Origin of the sequence: Phenylobacterium sp., from assembly GCF_030651755.1 — a bacterium.
In the GTDB taxonomy this organism is placed as follows: domain Bacteria; phylum Pseudomonadota; class Alphaproteobacteria; order Caulobacterales; family Caulobacteraceae; genus Phenylobacterium.
This window is the reverse complement of sequence record NZ_JAUSBZ010000144.1, coordinates 58742-78273: the sequence shown is the minus strand read 5'-3', so window position 1 is coordinate 78273 and position 19532 is coordinate 58742. Positions and strand designations below refer to the sequence as shown.

Annotated in this window: 21 protein-coding genes; 5 read left to right on the top strand and 16 right to left on the bottom strand. The window is 67.8% G+C overall.

Annotated elements, in window-relative coordinates; translation table 11 throughout:
• Window positions 1-2: 2 nt before the first annotated feature.
• The 6 genes from tolQ to Q7V15_RS13905 form a co-directional block, all read right to left on the bottom strand.
• Window positions 3-713: a protein TolQ gene (tolQ, locus tag Q7V15_RS13930; protein WP_304756312.1), complete on the bottom strand. Its 711-nt coding sequence runs from the start codon at window positions 711-713 to the stop codon at window positions 3-5.
• Between the two features lie 247 nt (window positions 714-960).
• A complete protein-coding gene (locus Q7V15_RS13925) occupies window positions 961-1419 on the bottom strand; it encodes a YbgC/FadM family acyl-CoA thioesterase (protein ID WP_304756311.1) in 459 nt (152 codons plus the stop codon).
• 13 nt (window positions 1420-1432) lie between these two features.
• Window positions 1433-2464: a Holliday junction branch migration DNA helicase RuvB gene (ruvB, locus tag Q7V15_RS13920; protein ID WP_304756310.1), complete on the bottom strand. Its 1032-nt coding sequence runs from the start codon at window positions 2462-2464 to the stop codon at window positions 1433-1435.
• Window positions 2461-3078: a Holliday junction branch migration protein RuvA gene (gene ruvA, locus Q7V15_RS13915; protein ID WP_304756334.1), complete on the bottom strand. Its 618-nt coding sequence runs from the start codon at window positions 3076-3078 to the stop codon at window positions 2461-2463. The genes ruvB and ruvA overlap by 4 nt, the downstream gene beginning before the upstream one ends.
• Entirely contained in the window at window positions 3078-3596 is a 519-nt protein-coding gene (ruvC, locus tag Q7V15_RS13910; RefSeq protein WP_304756309.1) for a crossover junction endodeoxyribonuclease RuvC, read from the bottom strand. Before ruvC ends, ruvA begins: the two co-directional genes overlap by 1 nt.
• A 474-nt stretch (window positions 3597-4070) precedes the next feature.
• Window positions 4071-4364 carry a hypothetical protein gene (locus Q7V15_RS13905; protein WP_304756308.1) on the bottom strand — a complete coding sequence of 98 codons (294 nt, stop codon included), beginning with the start codon at window positions 4362-4364 and terminating at the stop codon, window positions 4071-4073.
• A 475-nt stretch (window positions 4365-4839) separates the two neighbouring features.
• Between Q7V15_RS13905 and Q7V15_RS13900 the strand changes: the two genes are divergently transcribed.
• The gene (locus Q7V15_RS13900) at window positions 4840-5694 is read left to right on the top strand and encodes a LysR family transcriptional regulator (RefSeq protein WP_304756307.1); all 855 of its coding nucleotides are present in this window, start codon (window positions 4840-4842) and stop codon (window positions 5692-5694) included.
• Between the two features lie 67 nt (window positions 5695-5761).
• On the opposite strand, the gene Q7V15_RS13895 is transcribed toward Q7V15_RS13900, so the two are convergent.
• From Q7V15_RS13895 to Q7V15_RS13870, 6 genes are all read right to left on the bottom strand, one after another.
• Window positions 5762-6250: a ribonuclease H gene (locus tag Q7V15_RS13895; RefSeq protein ID WP_304756306.1), complete on the bottom strand. Its 489-nt coding sequence runs from the start codon at window positions 6248-6250 to the stop codon at window positions 5762-5764.
• Window positions 6251-6294: 44 nt separating this feature from the next.
• Complete coding sequence (locus Q7V15_RS13890; protein WP_304756305.1) at window positions 6295-6996, bottom strand: MgtC/SapB family protein; 702 nt, start codon at window positions 6994-6996, stop codon at window positions 6295-6297.
• A gap of 45 nt (window positions 6997-7041) precedes the next feature.
• Window positions 7042-7788, bottom strand: coding sequence for a YebC/PmpR family DNA-binding transcriptional regulator (locus Q7V15_RS13885; protein ID WP_304756304.1), 747 nt, complete (start codon window positions 7786-7788; stop codon window positions 7042-7044).
• 103 nt (window positions 7789-7891) lie between these two features.
• On the bottom strand, window positions 7892-8683 hold the full coding sequence (locus Q7V15_RS13880) for an SDR family NAD(P)-dependent oxidoreductase (protein ID WP_304756303.1): 792 nt from the start codon (window positions 8681-8683) through the stop codon (window positions 7892-7894).
• A 23-nt stretch (window positions 8684-8706) separates the two neighbouring features.
• Complete coding sequence (locus Q7V15_RS13875) at window positions 8707-9543, bottom strand: alpha/beta fold hydrolase (RefSeq protein WP_304756302.1); 837 nt, start codon at window positions 9541-9543, stop codon at window positions 8707-8709.
• A gap of 82 nt (window positions 9544-9625) precedes the next feature.
• Window positions 9626-10591: a zinc-binding alcohol dehydrogenase family protein gene (locus Q7V15_RS13870; protein WP_304756301.1), complete on the bottom strand. Its 966-nt coding sequence runs from the start codon at window positions 10589-10591 to the stop codon at window positions 9626-9628.
• A gap of 184 nt (window positions 10592-10775) precedes the next feature.
• Here Q7V15_RS13870 and Q7V15_RS13865 point away from each other — a divergent pair, with 184 nt between their 5' ends.
• The 4 genes from Q7V15_RS13865 to Q7V15_RS13850 all read left to right on the top strand — a co-directional run bounded on the left by Q7V15_RS13865 (window position 10776) and on the right by Q7V15_RS13850 (window position 14514).
• Window positions 10776-11936 carry a hypothetical protein gene (locus Q7V15_RS13865; RefSeq protein WP_304756300.1) on the top strand — a complete coding sequence of 387 codons (1161 nt, stop codon included), beginning with the start codon at window positions 10776-10778 and terminating at the stop codon, window positions 11934-11936.
• Window positions 11937-11974: 38 nt separating this feature from the next.
• Window positions 11975-12538, top strand: a complete 564-nt coding sequence (locus tag Q7V15_RS13860) for a hypothetical protein (protein WP_304756299.1) — start codon at window positions 11975-11977, stop codon at window positions 12536-12538.
• A 174-nt stretch (window positions 12539-12712) separates the two neighbouring features.
• Window positions 12713-13609, top strand: a complete 897-nt coding sequence (locus Q7V15_RS13855; protein ID WP_304756298.1) for a patatin-like phospholipase family protein — start codon at window positions 12713-12715, stop codon at window positions 13607-13609.
• A gap of 92 nt (window positions 13610-13701) precedes the next feature.
• A complete protein-coding gene (locus Q7V15_RS13850) occupies window positions 13702-14514 on the top strand; it encodes a thioesterase family protein (RefSeq protein WP_304756297.1) in 813 nt (270 codons plus the stop codon).
• Between the two features lie 151 nt (window positions 14515-14665).
• Here Q7V15_RS13850 and Q7V15_RS13845 read toward each other — a convergent pair whose 3' ends face one another.
• The 4 genes from Q7V15_RS13845 to Q7V15_RS13830 form a co-directional block, all read right to left on the bottom strand.
• Window positions 14666-16030 carry a nucleotide sugar dehydrogenase gene (locus Q7V15_RS13845; protein ID WP_304756296.1) on the bottom strand — a complete coding sequence of 455 codons (1365 nt, stop codon included), beginning with the start codon at window positions 16028-16030 and terminating at the stop codon, window positions 14666-14668.
• Window positions 16027-17193, bottom strand: a complete 1167-nt coding sequence (locus tag Q7V15_RS13840; protein ID WP_304756295.1) for a DegT/DnrJ/EryC1/StrS aminotransferase family protein — start codon at window positions 17191-17193, stop codon at window positions 16027-16029. Before Q7V15_RS13840 ends, Q7V15_RS13845 begins: the two co-directional genes overlap by 4 nt.
• Window positions 17194-17311: 118 nt before the next feature.
• Entirely contained in the window at window positions 17312-18895 is a 1584-nt protein-coding gene (locus tag Q7V15_RS13835; RefSeq protein ID WP_304756294.1) for an AMP-binding protein, read from the bottom strand.
• A 220-nt stretch (window positions 18896-19115) separates the two neighbouring features.
• Window positions 19116-19526, bottom strand: a complete 411-nt coding sequence (locus tag Q7V15_RS13830; RefSeq protein WP_304756293.1) for a DUF2177 family protein — start codon at window positions 19524-19526, stop codon at window positions 19116-19118.
• Between the last annotated feature and the right edge of the window lie 6 nt (window positions 19527-19532).

Here is a 19532-nt window from a genome sequence, read left to right as displayed (position 1 = left end):
CCTCAGGCCCGGTCGCTCAGCCGCCGCTGGATCGCGGTGGCCAGGTCATCGGCGAAACCTTCCAGTCGACCGCCGTAGCGGGCGGCGTCGGAGGAGAACTTGTTGTAGGCGATATAGGCCGGGATGGCGGCGGCCAGGCCAATGGCCGTGGCGAACAGGGCCTCGGCGATGGCCGGGGCCACGACCGTCAGATTGGTGTTCTGCTGGATGGCGATGGCCTGGAACGCTTCCATGATCCCCCAGACGGTCCCGAACAGACCGACAAAGGGCGAGGCGGTGGCGACGATGGCCAGGAGCGGCAGGCCTTCTTCGACCCGGGCGCTCTCCCGAGCGATTATGGCGTCCAGCACCCGGTCTATTCGCTGGATCAGAAAGCCAGCCTGGCTGTCGGTGGACAGACCCTTGGTGCGGGCCTCACGCCACTCCCGAAGGGCGGCCTGCAACATGCGGGGCAGGGCGTGGCGGGGGCGTTCGCCGGCCTCGTTGGCGATTTCTTCCAGGGACCGGCCCGACGAAACCTGATCTTCGAACTGATCGGCGTGCCGGTTGAGCGCGGCGAAGCGCAGCAGCTTGTCCAGGATCACCGCCCAGGAAAACAGGGAGGCCAGGCCAAGTCCGATCATCACGGCCTTGATCACCCAGTCGGCGCGCATAAAGAGCGCGACCATCGAGAAGCTCTCGGCCGTCAGGCTGGCGGAGGCGGCGGGGTCCATGCGGTACGGGCTCCGTTGTCAGGTGGGCGAATCTCGCCCGAAGGTGAAGTGAGACGCTGCGGTGGCGAACTTAAGGCGCCAGATCATGACGATCACGCCCGTACGCCCTGCAGTGGAACAGGAATATGGTTACTGAACCCTGCTCATCGACCGACCCTCGGCCCTGTGCGGGAGATCAGGGGAACGACGTCGATGAATCAGGCTCCGGCACGCGACGCAAGTTGGGACTTGGCCATCCCGCCTCAGATCAGTCGCCGGCCTGAAAATAGGGTGAAAGCGCTTGCGCCATGCCAAGCGGCGGCTTGCGGGGGCGGCCATCCAGACCGATGCAGGCGGCCATCACCGCCGCCTGGGCGATCAGGGTCTCGCCGCGGACGATCCTCTGGCTGATGAACAGCCGAGGGCCCTTCACGCGGTCATAGGTGGTGCGCACCTGCAGGGCGTCATCGATCCGGGCCGGGGCTTTGAAGTCCAGCTCCATGCGCACGATGGTGAAGGCGCTCGGCGTCTCCTGGTCCAGCAGCTCGGCGTGGCGCACCCCGGCCAGCCGCAGGAAGTCCGACCGCCCGCGCTCGAAGTAGCGCAGATAGTTGCCGTGATAGACGACGCCGGTGAAGTCGGTGTCCTCGTAATAGATCCTGACCGGCAGGACGTGCTCGCGGCCTTCGATCCAGCCGGCGGAGGGCTCACCAGGGACGGGGGTCATGCAGGGGCCTCCGCTACTCGTCGAACAGGGTGGGTTGGCCAGCCCCGGGCGGTTGCGGCGGCGGCGTCAGGCCCAGATGCGCATAGGCCTTGGCGCAGGCCACCCGGCCCCGGGGGGTTCGCTGGATGAAGCCCTGCTGCATCAGATAGGGCTCGATGACGTCCTCAACGGCGTCCCGGGCCTCGGCGATGGCGTAGGCGATGGTCTCCACCCCCGCCGGCCCGCCCCCATAGTTGTCGATCAGGGCGCGCAGATAGCGGCGGTCCAGGGAGTCCAGACCCACCTCGTCCACTTCAAGGCGCGCCAGGCCCCGTCCGGCCGCGCCCTTGTCGATGGCCGCGGCGCCCTCGGCGGCGGCGAAGTCGCGGACCCGGCGCAGAAGCCGGCCGGCGACCCTGGGCGTGCCGCGGGCGCGGGCGGCGATCTCGGCGGCGCCGTCCTTGGTCAGGTTGACGCCCATCTTGCCCGCCGCATGGGCCAGCACCTTGATCAGTTCGTCGGTGGTGTAGAATTCCAGCCGCACCGGGATGCCGAACCGGTCGCGCAGAGGCGTGGCCAGAAGGCCGGCCCGGGTCGTGGCCGCCACCAGGGTGAAGGGCGCCAGATCGATGCGGATGGAGCGGGCCGAGGGGCCTTCGCCGATGATCAGGTCCAGGACGTGGTCCTCCATGGCGGGATAGAGGATCTCCTCCACATTGGCCGCCAGGCGGTGAATCTCGTCGATGAAGAGGACGTCGCCGGCCTCCAGATTGGTCAGGATGGCCGCGAGATCCCCGGCCTTGGCCAGGACCGGGCCGGAGGTGGCGCGGAAGTTCACCCCCATCTCCCGGGCGATGATCTGGGCCAGCGTCGTCTTGCCAAGGCCCGGCGGGCCAAACAGCAGGACGTGATCCAGGGTGTCGCCCCGGTCCCGGGCCGCCTGGATGAAGATGCGAAGATTGGCCTTGGACTGCTCCTGGCCGACGAATTCGGCGAGCGTCTGCGGACGATAGGCTCGGTCGGTTCCCTCGGCCGGCGCGGCCTCGCCGCTGACCAGGCGGGTCATCGACCCAGCTCCTGCAGGGCGGCCTTGATCAGGGCGCCGGCCTCGGCGTCCTCACCCAGCCGCAGCACGGCGGCCTCCACCAGGCGTCGGGCCTGAGGCTCGGCGACGCCCAGGCCCATCAGGGCGGCGACGGCCTCGCCCGAGGCCGAGGGGGCCGGCGCGGGGTCTGCTGCGCCCGCGCCTGGCGCGAACGCGCTGACCGGCAGGTCGGTGAGGGGCTTGTCCTTCAGCTCCGTGGCGATGCGCAGGGCGAGCTTGGGTCCCACCCCTTGGGCGCGGGCGATGGCGGCCTTGTCCTGGCGGCCGGCGGCGGCGGCCAGCTCGGCCGGCGGCAGCACGTCCAGGACGGAGAGAGCCGCCTTGGGTCCGACGCCTTGAATCTCCTTGAGGATCAGGAAGGTGCGGCGCTCGTCCCGGCTGAGAAAGCCATAGAGGCGCATGCCCGCCTGCTCGCTCCACTGGGTCTCGATGTGCAAAACGGCCTCTTCGCCCACCGGGGGCAGGCGCGAGAGGGTGCGGACCCCGCAGCGGACCACATAACCGACGCCGAGGACGTCGATCAGGGCGTCTTCCTCGCCGATCTCGGCGACCGTTCCGCGCAGCCGGCCGATCATCACGCCACCTTCCTCGATGGCGTGCGGCTCGCCAGGCTGCGGGCGGTGCGGGCGTGGGCATGGGCGATGGCCACAGCCAGGGCGTCGGCGGCGTCGGCGGTGACCCCGCCGGCGGCCGGCAGCAACCGGGCGATCATGAAGGCCACCTGGTCCTTGTCGGCGCCGCCAGTGCCGACCACGGCCTTCTTGACCACGGTGGCGGCGTATTCGGCCACCGGCAGGCCGGCCCTGGCCGGCGCCACCAGGGCCATGGCCCGGGCGTGGCCCAGCTTCAGGGCGGAGGCGGCGTTGTTGTTCATGAAGGTCTCCTCCACCGCCGCTTCGTCAGGGGCGTGCTCGGCGACAAGCGCGCTGATGGCCTCGAACAGCACCAGCAGGCGTTCGGAGAAGGGCAGGGAGTCCTTGGGTGCGATGACCCCATGGGCCACATGGGCCAGGCGCGCGCCCTCTATGGTGATCACCCCCCAGCCGGTGCGGCGGAGGCCGGGGTCCAGTCCAAGGATTCGCACGGCGGCCATGGGCGACTCTATAGGCGTGTTCGGGGATTGTTCCTACCGGCCGATTAGCCCGCCCCAGGGTTAAGGGGGTGTTTAGGCTCTCATGAATTCGGGGCGCACCAGGACCCGCCAGTGACCGCGGCGGCTGTTCAGACGGGGGAGGTGGCGCGCAGGAAGGAGCGCCTTAGGCTTGTTTCTGCGCCTGCCCTAACAAGGTTGGCGGTCAGAACCAAGGCCTTGGCCCGGCCAAGTCTGTTTGTCAGCACGGGGTTTTAGGGGGCCGCCTGCCGCAAGAGAGGCTCCGGCAGCCCTGCCGAAGCCTCCCACCCCTTTGCGCCATACATCGCATCGCAGGCCAACAGATTTGTTGGCGGTTGACATCGAGATCCTCCGTGGCCGTAGGATCAGCCTTCTACGCATCGCGCAAGCCAACCGGGTCTGGCGCCTGGGGTCCTACTCATCATTCCGAGGTCGTCAGACAGGCCGCCAAACTCGTCATTTGGCGAAGGGTGCAGCACGCGCCCTGGCGGCCGATGTGGCTGCGTCGACGAAGCGTTCGGTTTGGTAGTCCCCGCCAGACGACCAGTGGCGTACGACGCGTGCAAAGCGCTCGCCGTAGCGCTCGCCGGTGACAAGGTCACTCGCCGGTGTCGCCGCCTCGACGGCCACGTCCGCCAGACTCTGGCTCATCGGCCCGAGGAAGGCCCCAAGGCGATTGAAATCGTTCTGGGTCGAGCCGCTCCAGTTGGCCCCGGGGTGATCCCCCATCGGGACCCAGAACATGCTCATCTGAGCTGCGAACACCAGCAACTGGATCTGCGTGTTTGTCTTGTCGCCGTTGAGAGACGCCGAGTTCGTGAAGCCACCCGCGAACTTGTCCTTCCAACCCTGGATCCACCACGGTTCGAGCAGCCTTCCATGAATGCCTTAAAAGGTGCGCTCGGCATCCCCATCAGGGTGGTGCAGCCGAAGATGACGCCATCAGAGTCCTGTAGTGTTCGCATCATCTCGTCGTCGCGCCAACGCAGGCGCTGGTCGAGCTGGTCAGTCGTGATACGCAGGAGTTCAGCCTCAACTCCTTCGACACGATCCGCACCGCGATGGATTGCCTTGGCGAGCAGCCCAGTTCGGCCGCTTCCGGAATGATATACAACAGCGATCTTGGTCATTGGAAATGCTCCTCATATCGGAAGCACTCCAGCTATTGGCATGAGCTTGGCCTGTCAGCATTGACCTTCGCCATGCGGTGTTCGAGATTCCGAAGATGGACTGGGAAGATGTTCGGTATTTCGTCGCCGTGGCGCGTGCGGGCACTGCTACCGGCGCCGCCAGGGCGGTGAACGCTAGCCCCTCGACAGTCATCAAACGGATCGGGGATTTGGAGAAGGCGCTCGGCCACCTCTTGTTTGATCGATCTCGCGCCGGCTATGCCTTGACGGAGTTCGGCCAGGCTGTGCTCGGCCGGGCCGAGCCTTTTGAACTCGCGGCGCACGACATCGTCCGCTTGGCGGAAGGCGCTCCGACGCGTCCTACTGGACGGGTACGTGTCTCAACCACTGAATCTCTGGCGACTTGGTGGCTGGTTCCGCGGTTGTCAGCGTTCCAAGAGCGGCACCCCGGCTTGAACGTGGAATTGCTTGCCGGTTCAGAAGTGCTGAGCCTTACGCGGCGAGAAACTGACATCGCCCTTCGGCTTGCCCGGCCCGAGGGCGGCGATCTGCTGGTGCGCCGTGTCGGAGAAGTGGGCTTCGCGGGGTATCAGAGGCGCGGGGGCGGCGAAAACGGCTGGTTGTGCTTCCACGAGCAACCGGCCCAGAGCGCCATCGCGCGATTTCCTGAGTCGCGCCTCAAGGGCCGCGAACCTGTGTTGCGCGCGAGCGACTTTGCTACGCATCAGGTCGCCGTACGCGCTGGACTTGGCTGCGCGCTGTTGCCTTGCTTCATGGGCGAGATCGACCCGGATCTCGAGCGGGTCACCCCCGGCGCTCCGGAACTCGTGCTTGGTCTTTGGTTGGTTGTGCATCGCGACCTGCGATCCAACCCCCGGGTGAAGGCGATGATCGATTTCCTGGTCGACCTGACCCATTCCACCCGCCAGGAACTCGCAGGCAAGGCCTAGCGCCGGCTACCCGCCCGTCGCGAGAGGTTGGGGCGGCCTCGTCGAAGTCACCGACTGTGGCTAGGGTCTAAAGGCCGCGGATTTTGGCCAGGTTGGGCTTAGGGATCAGGTTCTTGAACGTCCCCTTGGTCTTGGCCTTGTCGCGGCCAAGCTCGGCCCAGGCCGCGGCGAAACCGGCGGGGCTGCGCGCGTCGGTGGGCTGGGTGCGGACCAGGCTGAGCGCCCGTCCGGTCAGGGCCTTGGCGACCATCTCCCAGGCTTCAGCCTCCGGAGCATCCTCACCCGCCTCGGTCTTCCAACCGGCCGCGCGCCGGGTCGACATGGTGCGGACGCCCTCGATCAGGAGGGGCTCAGACAGATGCAGGGCCACGGCGGTTTCAGCGGGCAGATCGGTCAGGGCCGTCTGCAGAGCCCGCACGCAAAAGGCCTCGACATCCAGGTCACGGTCCCCGCCGGCGGCGCCCGAAACGGCCTTGCCGTCCTGTCGGAGCCAGGCCCAACCCCCGGTGCGGTAGGGGGCCTGATGATTGATTTCGATCCAGAGTTTCAAGGTCATGGGGCGCGGTCTCTAGCACCTTGCCCCCCGTCCTGTCGCCTGCCTCAGTCTTTCCGCGGGATGAGGCTATACTCCACGACCCGCCGATCCTCGCGGAGACGCTCGGCCAGCCGAGCCATATTGGAGGCGCCGGTTCCGCGCAGGGTGGCGCGGTGCTCTACACGGGCCTCGTCCTCGTTCTCGCCAGACCACAGGCGCTCGCTGATCGCCCCGGCGTCCAAGCCGAACTCACCCACCAGTTCGCGAAACGCTTCCTCGCTGATCGCGCCAGCCCGGCGATAGCGGACCTTCACATCCATGATCCGCAGTTGCGGAATGCGCCGGTCTGCCCAGCGCAGAACGCCGAGCACCAGCAGGGTGACGGCGGTGCCGCCAATCGCCAGGCCGTAGAAGCCCACGCCATAGAGGGTTCCCAGGGCCGAGGTGATCCAAAGGGAGGCCGCCGTCGTCAGGCCATGGACGCTCAAGCCGTGACGGAAGATCACGCCGCCGCACAGAAAGCCGATGCCGGTGAGGATCCCGTGCGCCATCCGGGTCGGGTCTATGCGGATGACGTCGTTTTCGACCTCGCCCATCCACTCCAGCTGATGGATCGCCGCCAGCATCAGCAGGGCGGAGGTCAGCGCCACCAGGATGTGGGTGCGAAAGCCCGCCGGCCGGCCGCGATACTCCCGCTCAAGGCCAATCAGACCGCCAGCGAGGACCGCGCCCAGGACCGGGACGACATATGCGGTGAGCCATTCCATCGCCGATCAACGCGTCAGCGACGACGTGGCTTCACAGGACGTGGCTTAGCCGGCGTAGGTTTCCAGATCGGCGTCAGAGACGTCGTAATTGCCATAGACGTTCTGGACGTCGTCATCGTCCTCCAGGGCGTCGATCAGCTTCATCAGCGTCGCGACCGGCTCCCCCTCCACCGGCGTCAGGGTCTTGGGCCGCCAGGCGATGGCGGTGGACTTGGCCTCGCCAAGGGAAGCTTCAAGGGTCTGGGCGACCTCCGACAGGTCTTCAAAGGCGGTGAAGATGGTGTGGGTGTCCTCGTCGGACTCCACGTCCTCGGCGCCGGCCTCGATGGCGGCTTCCATGACCTTGTCTTCCGAGCCGGCGCTGGCCGGATAGACGATCTGGCCCACCCGGTCGAACATGAAGGAGACCGAGCCGGTCTCCCCCAGATTGCCGCCGTTCTTGGAGAAGATGGCCCGCACATTGGCCGCGGCGCGATTGCGGTTGTCGGTGAGGGCCTCGATGATCAGGCCTACCCCGCCGGGGCCAAAGCCCTCGTAGCGGATTTCCTCATAGGCCTCGGCGTCGGCGCCTGAGGCCTTCTTGATCGCCCGGTCGATATTGTCCTTGGGCATGGACTCGGCCTTGGCGTTGGCCACGGCCAGACGCAGGCGGGAGTTCATGGCCGGGTCGGGCATGCCCGACTTGGCCGCCACGGTGATCTCGCGGCTGAGCTTGGAAAACAGCTTGGACCGCACCGCATCGGCGCGGCCCTTGCGGTGCATGATGTTCTTGAACTTTGAATGTCCGGCCATGGGTGCTGTACGGCTTTGGGGCTGGTCTTGAGGAAGTGCGAGGGCCGCTTCTAGCGCTCGCCGGGGCGCAAGGCAAAGCCCCGCGCCCTCTCAAGCCATCGTCCTAGCGGGGGCCGCCGCGCTTGCCCACCGGGTGGGAGGAAGACAGGCCGCCGTCCACGGCGATGGCCTGGCCGTTGACATAGGAGGCCTCGTCGCTGGCCAGGAACAGCGCCATGTGGGCGATCTCGTCGGGGACGCCGGCCCGGGTCAGCGGATTGAGCTGACCGATCCGGCCCTCGCTGCCGCGGGACCTGGCATAGTCGAAGACGCTCTGGGTCATGCCGGTCTCGATCAGGCCGGGGCAGACGGCGTTGACCCGCACGCCCGTGCCATAGAGCTCATTGGCCGCCGTGGTGGCCAGGTTGATGACCCCGGCCTTGGAGGCCGAATAGGAGGCCGGCCCCGCGCCCGAGCGAATGCCCGCCACCGAGGCGGTGCAGATGATCGAACCCTTGCCCTTGGGGATCATGATCTTGCTGGCGTGCTTGATGGCCAGGAAGGGGCCGATCAGATTGATCCGCAGCACCTCGGCCCAGATCTCCGGCGTCAGCTCGAAGAAGGGGGTGGGGCCGCCGGTGATCCCGGCGTTGGCGTAGACCACGTCCAGGCCGCCGAACTCATCCACCGCCCGCTGAATGTAGGACTGCACGAAGGCCTCGTCGCCGGCGTCGCCGGTCATGGCGATGGCCTGGCCCCCATGGGCCTGGATGGAGGCGGCGGTCTCTTCCACGGCCTCGGCCCGATCGACGCAGACCACCCGGGCGCCCTCACGGGCGAACAGGCTGGCGCTGGCCCGGCCGATGCCGCTGGCCGCGCCGGTGACCACGGCTGAAAAGCCTTCGAGACGTCCCATGAAATGCTCCTTCGATAATGGCTTCAGCGCGCCCGTTCGGCGGCCGCGACAATGGCGTCGATGATGGTGTCGTAGAGGGCTTCGGGCAGGTCGTGGCCCATGCCGGGAATGATCCGCAGCTCTGCGCCGGGAATCGCCCTGGCCGTGGCCTCGCCGCCGGCCTTGGGGATCAGCGGATCGACCTCGCCATGCAGGACGACGGTGGGCACGGTCAGCTTCGCCAGCTTTTCGGTGCGGTCGCCGCTGGCGCCGATGGCGCCGCGTTGGCGCTGCACGCCCTTGGGATTGAAGGCCCGGCGCATCTCCGACAGCACCCGTTCGCGCAGGGCCTCGTCCGACCACGGATAGCCCGGACTGCCGATGATCCGCGCGTTTTTCATCCCGTGAGCGACGAAGGCCTCTTCGTCCACGGTGGGGTCCGGCGCGACCTGGGTCAGCACGGCGGCGGCCTCAGGCGTCGCGTCCATGGTTCCAGGCGCGCCGGTGGCCGACATGATCGAGGTCAGCGAGCGTACGCGGTCCGGATGCTCAATGGCCACCGTCTGCGCGATCATGCCGCCCATGGACACGCCCGCCACATGGGCCCTGTCGATCTTCAGGTGGTCCAGCAGGCCCGTGGCGTCGGCGGCCATATCTGACAGGGTGTAGCGATCCCCGGACTGGAACCAGGTGGAACGGCCCACATCCCGGTTGTCGAAACGGATAGCGCGGTATCCCCGGGCCACCAGCTTCTCGCAGAAGGGGACGGGCCAGCGGGTCATCTGCGACCCCAGGCCGTTGATCAGCAGGACGGCCGGGGCGTCGTCCGGTCCGAAGGTCTCGTACTCGATCTCGATGCCGTTGACGGCGGCGCGGGGCATGGCGGCCTCCTTGTCGATGCGGATGGGGTTTAGAGGGTGGGGACGGCGCAGCCTGCGCTCGCGCCGTCCGGTCACCAGACGATCAGGGGACCAGCACCACCCGACCGACCGCCTTGCGGCTCTCGATATAGGCGTGCGCGCCGGCGGCGTCCGACAGGGGGAATTCCTTGTCGATGATCACTTCCAGCTCGCCCTTGGCGGCGTCTTCGATCAGCTGCTGGATGTTGTCGTGCACCCGATCGGTGCCGATTTCGGCGCCCAGGAAGACGCCGGACAGGGCGCGGTTGCCGCCCATCATCGAGCCGACATCGACCACCATGGGCTCGCGCCCGGCCGCGCCGACCATCGAGACCCGGCCGCGATAGGCGAGCGAATTGATCGAGCCCTGCAGGGTCGAGCCGCCGACGGAATCGACCACAACATTGACGCCCTTGTTGTCGGTCAGGCGCTTGACCTCCTTCACCACGTCGTCGCGGGTGTAGTTGATGCCGTGATCGAGGCCGAGGCGCTTGAGCTTCTCCAGCCGCTCGTCGGACGAGGCGGTGGCGAGGATCAGCCCCGCGCCGGCCCGCTTGGCCAGCTGGATGGCGGCGACGCCGACGCCAGAGGCCCCGGCCTGCACCAGGACGGTCTCGCCCTTCTTCATGCGGCCGAACTCGAACAGGCAGTCATGAGCCGTGCCGAAGGTGACGGGGATCGCGGCGGCCTTGCGCACGTCGAAGCCCTCTGGGATCGGCCAGCAGTTGCGCGCGGGAACCGAGCGCAGCTCGGCGTGGCTGCCCCAGTTGTTCACGGTGGCGACCTTCTGGCCGACCTTCACATTGGTGACCTGCTCGCCGATCTCGATGATCTCGCCGGCGGCCTGATAGCCGACCACGTGCGGATTGGTCATCAGCGGGCCGCGCCAGCGGTTCAGGGTGTCGCCGCCCTCGATGGCGATGGCCTCGACGCGGATAATGACGCCCTTGGGATGGCAGACCGGGTCCGGGATTTCCTCGTATTTCAGGACCTCGGGACCGCCGTTCTCGTAATAGACCGCAGCCTTCATCTCTCGTCTCCCTAATGGCTTAAAACACCTGTTTGACGAGCCTTCCCATGGGTTGGGACAGACCGCAAGCGGTGCGGATGGGGGCTGGAGCCGACTATAGTCCGTTTGGATCATGCGGCGGGAGGTCGCAGGGCTCAGGTTGACGCCACAACGTCCTCCGTCCCTGAACCAAGGCCATTCCCCCATGCGCCAAGGCCCGACGGGCATGACCGCTGCGGCGGTCGCCCTCCTCGCACTCGCAGGCTCCGCCTTCGCCCAGGCCGACCCCTTCGGCGCCCTCTATGGGCCGCCGCCGGGAACCCCGCCCGCCAAGGACGCCTCGTCCGGGCGGACCGGCGCCACCTCGGTCAGCGGGGCTGTGGGGCGCAGCTATGTGGGGTCGGAGTCCGGAGGGCGGGTAAGCCTGGCGCAACTGGACATGATGCCCGACATGGCGGCGCCCCTGCCGGTCGCGCTGCAGGGGCATGCGACCCGCTATCTCGCCAACCGGCCGAAGATCGCCATCCCAGGCTACACCCTGGCCTTTGTCCATGGCGCCAGCGCCAGCGCCTTCGCCGCCGGGGCCGGGACGCAGACCGTTCAACGTCGCACCGAGATCGCCACCAGACTGGTGGGATTGACCGACGACATGGCGCGGGATCTGGCCGACGCCGCCTATGCCGATCTGGTGAGCCAGTTGGAGGCGGCTGGCTTCGAGGTTGTCGACCTGGCCACCCTGCTGGCGTCTGAACAGGTGGCGCGCCTGGCCCGCCATACCGAGCCGTTGGGCGGCAAGGGAATCATCGACAGCCGGGCGACAAAGGCCTGGATCGCCTACGGGCCCCGGGCCCTGCCGCCAATCAAGGGCCACGCCTTTGAGACCGGCATGGGCGCGATCGCCGCGTCGGGCGCGTTGATGACCATTGGCCGGGCCAGTCGCGACCTGGACGCCATCTTCATCACGCCCCGGCTGCTGATCGACTACATCGACATGGACAGCACCGGCCAGCGGACCTACCGCGGCTCAGGATCGGTTGATGCGGAGCTGCGCTTCGGCGTCAATCCGACCTCGCATGTGGACTTCGTCTGGGGGAACAACAGCGGCGGGGCCATGCCCGGCTGGTTCAGCACCAAGGGCGCCTACACGCCTCAGCCCTTCGGCATCCTCGCCCAGACCGCCGACCGCTCCGACTCCATCGCCACGCACAACGCCCTGGTGAGTATCGGCTTCGGGTCGATCTATCGCCAGAGCCTGGTCTACGACGCCGAGATCTCGCCCAAGCGCTACGCCGCCCTCAGCCGGGCCGCCTTCCAGGGGTTCAACGCCGCCCTGGTGTCCGAGATCCGCAAGGCGCGCGGCCAGTGATCCCTTCCGTCCCTTCCCTTTCAATGGAGACTTGAACCATGAAGCGTTTGCTTTGCGCCACGGCCGCCCTGGTGCTGGCCGCCACCGGCGCGGTCGCCCAGACGATCGACGCCGCCCCGCCGCTGGCGGCCGAGGCCCCGCCCCCCGCCGTTGAAGCGCCCGTCGAAGCCCCTGCCGTTGCTCCGGCCGCGCCCGCCGCGCCGCTGATTGACCCCAATGTCTATCAGGTCCTGCGGCCTGGCGACCGGGCCATGAGCTGCGAACAGATCGGGGCGGAGGCCAACACCCTGAACGCCCAGCTGATGGCCGAGCAGGCCGAAGCCGCCAAACAGGCCCAGCGGGCCAAGCAGGGCCGTGGCATGGCCGGCGGCGTGGCCGGGGGCGTCCTGGGCGGCGCGGCCCGCTATGGGCTGGCCCGCGGCATGGTGGGTGGGGCCTTCAGTCCCTTCGCCGCCCAGGCGCTCAGCGCGGTGGCCGACTCCAGCTCACAGGCTGTCGGTCAGGCCATCGCCGCCGGGGGTGAGGTCGATGCGCCGACCGTCTCGCCGCAACAACAGCGGATGAACCACCTGCTGGGCCTCTACCGCGAAAAGGCCTGTTAGGAGCGTCCTTACCCCTGTGGGGGCGTCGGCCGGGCTTGGGGGAGTTCCGGTCTCATCCTGACGGAGAGAGCGCAGTCCTTGGCTGCGCTCTCATTCGTTGTGGCCGACCACGTGGACATGGCCGCCAAGGCGCCCGATCGTGACGGAAAGACAGAACGCGGTTGGGAGAGAGCGGTGAGCAAGGCGCTGGTGTTGGGCGGTGGCGGACCGGTGGGCATCGCCTGGGAGTCGGGCCTCATCGCAGGCCTCGCCCAGGCCGGCGTCGACCTGGGCGCCGCGGACTTCATCCTCGGGACCTCGGCGGGTTCATTCGTCGGCGCCCGGCTGGCCCTGGGCGACCCGGCCGCAGAGCTGGCCGCCCCCATCCTGGCCGAGGCCGACCGTCCACGCCAGGCGCCGGCCAAGTCCGGCGACAGCCTACGTCCGGCCGGTCCAGACCTCACCCCCCTGATGAAGATGATGCAGGAGGCCCGCTCCGGCGCCCGCCCCGCCGAGGCCGTGCGCGCCGACATCGGCGCCTTTGCGCTGTCCGCCGAGACGGTGGATGAGGCGGCCTTCATCGCCTCCTTCGGCCGGTCGTTTGCGAACCTCGCCGAGGACGCCTGGCCGAGCCAGGGTTTCGCCTGCACCGCGGTCGACGCCATGACCGGGGCCTTTCAGCTGTGGACGAAGGAGTCCGGCGTCGGCGTCACCCGGGCTGTGGCCTCCTCCTGTTCGGTGCCAGGCGTCTATCCGCCGGTGACGCTGCAGGGCCGGCGTTATATCGACGGCGGCATGCGGTCTTCCCTGAACGCCGACATGGCCAAGGGCCATGATCTGGTGGTCTTGGTGCAGGTGCGCGGCGGCGACAGCGCAGGTCCCGCCGCCGAGGCCATGGCCCGGCAACTGGACGAGGAGATCGCGGCCCTGACCGGTTCGGGCGCCGAGGCCGTGCTCATTAGTCCCAACGCTGGCAGCGCGGCCGCCATGGGGATCAATCTGATGAACTTCGCCCGCCGTCCGGATGCGGCCCGCGCCGGTCTGGAGCAGGGTCGCGCCGAGGCCGCCCGGATCGCCGCGGTCTGGAACTGACGATCTAGCCTTCCCCTGCGGCGCCCTCCCTAGAAGCGGGCCTATTGTTCGCGGCCTCCCCGCCGCGCCTGCATTTCATTGAGGGATTTCCCATGGACGACGCCGCGCCCGTGCGCCTGCACGATTTCGACGAAGCCCTGCCGCTGCACCCCGCCGGTCCCCGCCTGTGGGACTCCCGGATCGACAAGCGCTACTGGAACATGATCGGCCCCTGGGGCGGCTGGACGGCGGCCCTGCTGCTGAAGGCGGTCCTGGCCGAGGGCGATCACGGGGGCACGCCGGTGGCCATGACGGTCAACCTGATGGGCGGACTCGATGAATCGCCGCTCAGCCTCTCCACGAGGCCCGTGCGCCAGGGCAAGTCGGTGGAGTTCTGGACCTCCGAGCTGATCCAGAACAACGCCGCGGTGGCCATGGCCATGGTGACGCTCGGCCAGCGGCGGGAGACCTTCTCCACCCATGAGGCGAGCTTCCCCGACGGCGTCACCCCGCCCGAGGCGATCGAAGGCGTGCCTGGCCGGGCGGGCTTCTTCACCGCCATGTTCGAGACCCGCCAGGTGTCGGGTTCGGCCCCCTTGCAGGCCAATGACGACAGCCTGACGCGGACCTGGGTGCGCGACCATCAGGCCAGGCCGCTGGACTACCCGCTGCTGGCGGGCCTGGCCGACGTCTTCGCCCCGCGCATCTTCTACCGCAGTCCTGAGCGCCGGCCGGCCTCGACGGTGAGCATGAGCGTCTATTTCCACGCCACGCCGGCCGAACTGGCGGCTGTCGGCGGCGATTTCGTCCTGGCCCTGGCCCAGGCCCGGCGTTTCGAGAGCGGCTTCTTCGACCAGCACGGCGCGCTCTGGTCCCGCGACGGCGTCCTCCTGGCCACCACCGAACAGCTCTGCTGGTTCAAGTAGGGCGCAGCATCGCGGCGCCGCAGGCGCCCTGAAAGAATTCCACCACCAAGGACACGAAGGACACAAAGCTCCCGCTCGCACGGATAGCTTCGTGTCCTTCGTGTCCTTGGTGGTTTCACCTTTTCGGCGCTTCGCGCGGCTTGGTCAGCCCTCAGGCCTTGCGAACCTGGTCGGCGAAGTCCGGGGCCAGGCGGCCGACGGCGTTGCGGGTGTCGATCACCAGGGGCACGACGCGGGTCAGGGTCGCATAGTCCACCATGTCGTGGTCCGTGCAGATCACCGCGCAGTCGTAGGTCGCAAGGCTCGCCTCGTCCCAGCCGATGGAGGCCATGCCCGCCACCTCCGGATGCTCGCCCGTGTCGTGCACGACCGGGATGTGCGGGTCGTAATAGTCCACCTGAGCCCCGCGCTCACGCAACAGGCGGATCACATGCAGCGAGGGGCTCTCGCGCATGTCGTCGACGTTCTTCTTGTAGGCCAGGCCCACCACCAGGATGCGCGCGCCCTTGACCGCCTTGCCCTCGCGGCTGGACAGGGACTCAGCCACCGCCTCCACCACCCGGCGCGGCAGGGCGGCGACCACGTCGCCAGCCAGCTCGATGAACCGGGTCGCCTCCCCATGCGCCCGGGCCTTCCAGGTCAGGTAGAAGGGATCGATGGCGATGCAGTGGCCGCCCAGTCCCGGCCCCGGATAGAAGGGCATATAGCCAAAGGGCTTGGTCTTGGCCGCGTCGATCACCTCCCAGATGTCGATGTCCATGCTCTCGAAGACCACCTTCAGCTCGTTGACGAGCGCGATGTTGACCAGCCGGAAGATGTTCTCCGTCAGCTTGACCGCCTCGGCGGTCTTCAGGTCGCTGACCGGCACTACCTGGGTCAGGGGCGAATAGAGGGCGATGGCCATCCGCCGCTCGGCCTCGGTGTCAGCGCCGACCACCTTGGGGATGGTGGTCGCCCCGAAATCGAGATTGCCGGGATCTTCCCGCTCGGGGCTGTAGGCGATGGCGAAGTCGACGCCGGACTTCAGGCCCGTAGCCTGCTCCAGGATCGGCCGGATCAGTTCCTCGCTGGTGCCGGGATAGGTGGTGGATTCCAGCACCACCAGCTGGCCCCGGCGCAGATGCCGCGAAATGGTCTTGGCGCAATCGGCCACGAAGGAGAGGTCCGGCTCGCGGTGGACGTTCAATGGGGTAGGCACGCACATCAGCAGGGCGTCGGCGCTCGCCAGCCGGCTCTCGTCTGTCGTGGCTTCCAGGCGCCCTGTGGCGTCCATGGCCGCCACCCGGTCGTCAGAGATGTGCTTGATATAGCTGCGCCCGGCCCGCAGGGCCGCGATCTTGGCGACGTCCGGGTCATAGGCCAGGACCCGAAAGCCCTTGCCGAGGAAGCCCTCAGCCAGGGGCAGGCCCACATAGCCCAGGCCAATGACGCCGATGACCAGGTCCCGGGACTCAGCCCTTGCCTCGAAGGCCTCGGCCATTCGATCCGAGGTCGGATGATCGCCGCTGGCGCTCATATGTTGCGACCGGCGAAGGCCCGGATGGCGGCGATGATCTGATCCTGCACGTCGGCCTCCAGATAGGGGTGCATGGGCAGGCTGATGACTCGGTCAGCCGCCGCCATGGTCGCCGGCAAGCCGCCGGGCCCCACAGGATAGCCCGAATAGACGCCCTGTTTGTGGATCGGGATCGGATAATAGACGGCGGTGGGAATTTCGGCGGCCTTCAGATGGGCGGCCAGGCCGTCACGGTCGTCCATCTCGATCGTATATTGCGCCCAGACCGAAACCCCGCCCTCGATCACTTTAGGCGTCCGCGCCACGTCGGACAGGCCTTGGGCGTAGCGCTCGGCCACCCGGTTCCGGGCCTCGATCTCGTCAGCGAAGATGGACAGCTTCTGCAGCAGGACGGCGGCCTGGATCGTGTCCATGCGGGCGTTCATGCCGATCCGCATGTTCAGATACTTGGGATCATGGTCGAAGGTGCGCCCCTCGAGATCCGACTTCACCGCCTGGCCGTGGACCCGCAGGGAGACCAGCAGGTCGTGCAGACGCGCGTCCTTGCAGAGCACCGCCCCGCCGTCGCCGTAGCAGCCCAGCGGCTTGGCCGGGAAGAAGCTGGTGGTGGCCACGTCGGCCCAGTGCAGGGGGTGACGGCCCTCCAGGGTGCAACCGAAGCCTTGGGCGGAATCGGCGATCAGCTTCAGGCCGTGCTTCTGGCAGACCGCGCTGATGGCGGGATAGTCGGCGGGCTGGCCAAACAGGTCGACCGCGATCACCGCACGGGGGGTGAGCTTGCCTTCGGCCTTCACCGCGGCGATGGCCGCGTCCAGGTGGGCGGCGTCCATATTGTAGGTGTCAGGCAGGATATCGACAAAGACCGGCGAAGCGCCGACCAGGGGCACGACCTCGGCGGTGGCCGCGAAGGTGAAGGAGGGGCAGAAGACCGCGTCCCCTGGCCCGATCTCCCAGGCCATCAGCGGCAGCATCAGGGCCTCTGTCCCCGAGCCGCAGGACAGGACGTGCGGCGCCTGTCCGAATTCGGCGAGGGCGGCTTCCAGCTGGCCGATCTGCGGTCCCATGACATAGGCGCCTGAGCGGACCACCTCGAGGATGGCGGCTTCCAGGGGTTCGCCCAGCCGTCGTCGCTGGGCCTGCAGGTCGATGAAGGGAATGGGCATGTCTTACTCGCAGGCTGCAACGGCCGCGGTACATGCCATGGCGTCCGCAGTCACGCCAAACACGGATGTTTTCGCAAGATTTCGCCGCGCCGAAGAGCCGGCGCGGCGAACCTTGGCGTCAGATCTGCCGGGCGCGGCCTTCCCAATAGGGGGCGCGGACCTTGTTGCGCTGGATCTTGCCCGCCTCGCTGCGGGGCAGTTCGGTGACGAAGTCCAGGCTGCGTGGGACCTTGAAGCCGGGCAGGGCCTTGCGGGCGAAGTCGAGGATCTCATGGGCCAGCTGGTCGCTGGGCTCATAGCCCTCGTTGAGCATGATGACCGCCTTCACCTGCTCTCCCCATTCGGGGTGCGGGATGCCGACGGTGGAGGAGTCGGCGACGGCCGGATGCTTGATCAGCTCGTTGTCGATCTCCTGCGGATAGACGTTCACCCCGCCGGAGATGATGGTCTCGGCGCTGCGGCCGGTAAGGAACAGGTAGTCGTCCTCGTCGAAATAGCCGACATCGCCCATGGTGAAGAAGTCGTCGACCCGGGAGGCCTGGGTCTTGGCCTCGTCCTTGTAGTACTGGAAGCCCCCGCCGGGGGGGAGCTGGTGATAGATGGTGCCGGGCACGCCGTTGGGGCAGTCGTTGCCCTGCTCGTCGATGATCCGGACCTGCAGCAGGGCCGGGCGCTTGCCCACGCTGCCGGGCTTCTTCAGCCACTCGTCGGAGTTGATGGTGAAGCCCGCCCCGCCTTCGGAGCCGGCATAGTATTCGCTGAGAACCGGGCCGAACCAGTCGATCATGGCCTGCTTGACCTCGGGCGGGCAGGGCGCCGCGCCGTGGACGATGTAGCGGACGTGGTCGACCGGGTACTTGGCCTTCACCTCGGCCGGCAGGTCCAGCAGGCGCTGGAACATGATCGGCACCATGTGCAGGTGGGTGACCTTCTGCTCGCTGATGGTGCGCAGAACAGCTTCAGAATCCCACTTGTCCATGAAGATCAGGGTCGAGCCCGTGCCCATGGCCGCCCGTACGTCGAAGGCCAGGGGGGCGGCGTGATAGGCCGGACCGGCGCACAGCTGGATCGAGGTGTCGTCATAGCCGCGGCCGGCCAGGATGCTGACGGGCGTGACCACAGGGGTCGGACGGAACACGCCCTTGGGCCGCCCGGTCGTGCCAGAGGTGTACATCATCTGGTTGCCCAGAACCGGATCGGGGATGTCCGAACCGTCCAGGGGCGAAAGCGCGGTGTCATAGTCCACGAAGCCGTCAATCTCCCCGCCCAGCGACAGCTTGAGCGTCAGATGCGGGCAGTGGGTCGCGGCCTCGCCGATCACCGCCACTCGGACGTCGCCGACCAGGACCTTGGCCTCACAGTCATTGATGATGTAGGCGATTTCGTCGGCGTTCAGGTGCCAGTTGACCGGAGTGATGCGTACGCCGGCGCGCATGGTGGCGGCCAGGACCTCAATGAATTCGGCGCGGTTCGAACAGACCAGGGCCAGGCTGTCGCCGGGCTGGACACCATGCTGACGGAAGAGGCGGGCGAGCCGGTTGGCGTTGGCGTTGACCTGCGCGAAGGTGCGCGACTTGCCATAGGCGTCGACGACGGCGGTCTTGTCGGGCTGGACATCGGCCCAGACGGCCATGGTCATGCCGGTGACCGCGGCCTGGTCGAGCCGTTCGTCCAGGCCCACGCGCTCTTTCAAATCTTCCATCAAATTCCTCCCGGCGCCTGCTGACCGGGAGTCCCGGGCGCAGGGCGCGTCTGATTATCGTTGGGGGACGGCGTGGCTCCGGGGGGATCAGACGCAATATGCCTGACCGCCGCCCGGGCCGCCCTTGGGCCGCACAATGACAGCGGAATTCCGCAACGACAACGGCCGCCCAATCCGAACAAAGGCCGGATGGGGCGGCGCCGGAAGGGGGGGCGAGCCCTTAGAAGGCCCGCTCGGCCCAGCGGGTGACGAAATAGCCGGCGGTGGCCGAAGCGCCGGTCAGGAATGTGCCCCAGGCGATGTCGGCCAGGGTGATGTGGGTCGCCCAGACCTTCAGGGTGGCCTGGTTGGTCAGGTCATAGGTGGCGTAGCAGAGGAAGCCCAGGATGGCGCCGGTGGTCAGCGCCTGGGTCCATCCGCCGTCGCGAACCGCAGGACTGACCGCCAGGATCATGATGCCGGCGATGTAGATCAGGTAGAAGGCGATGGCCGGACCAAGGGCGAACTGGTCGGCCAGCACCTCGTCCAGGGTCGGCCGATAGAGCTTGGGTCCGACCGTGGTCAGCCAGACCGCGTCGATAATGGCGAAGGCCAGGCCCGCGCCCAGATAGCCGATGAGGTATTTCAGCATGGGATT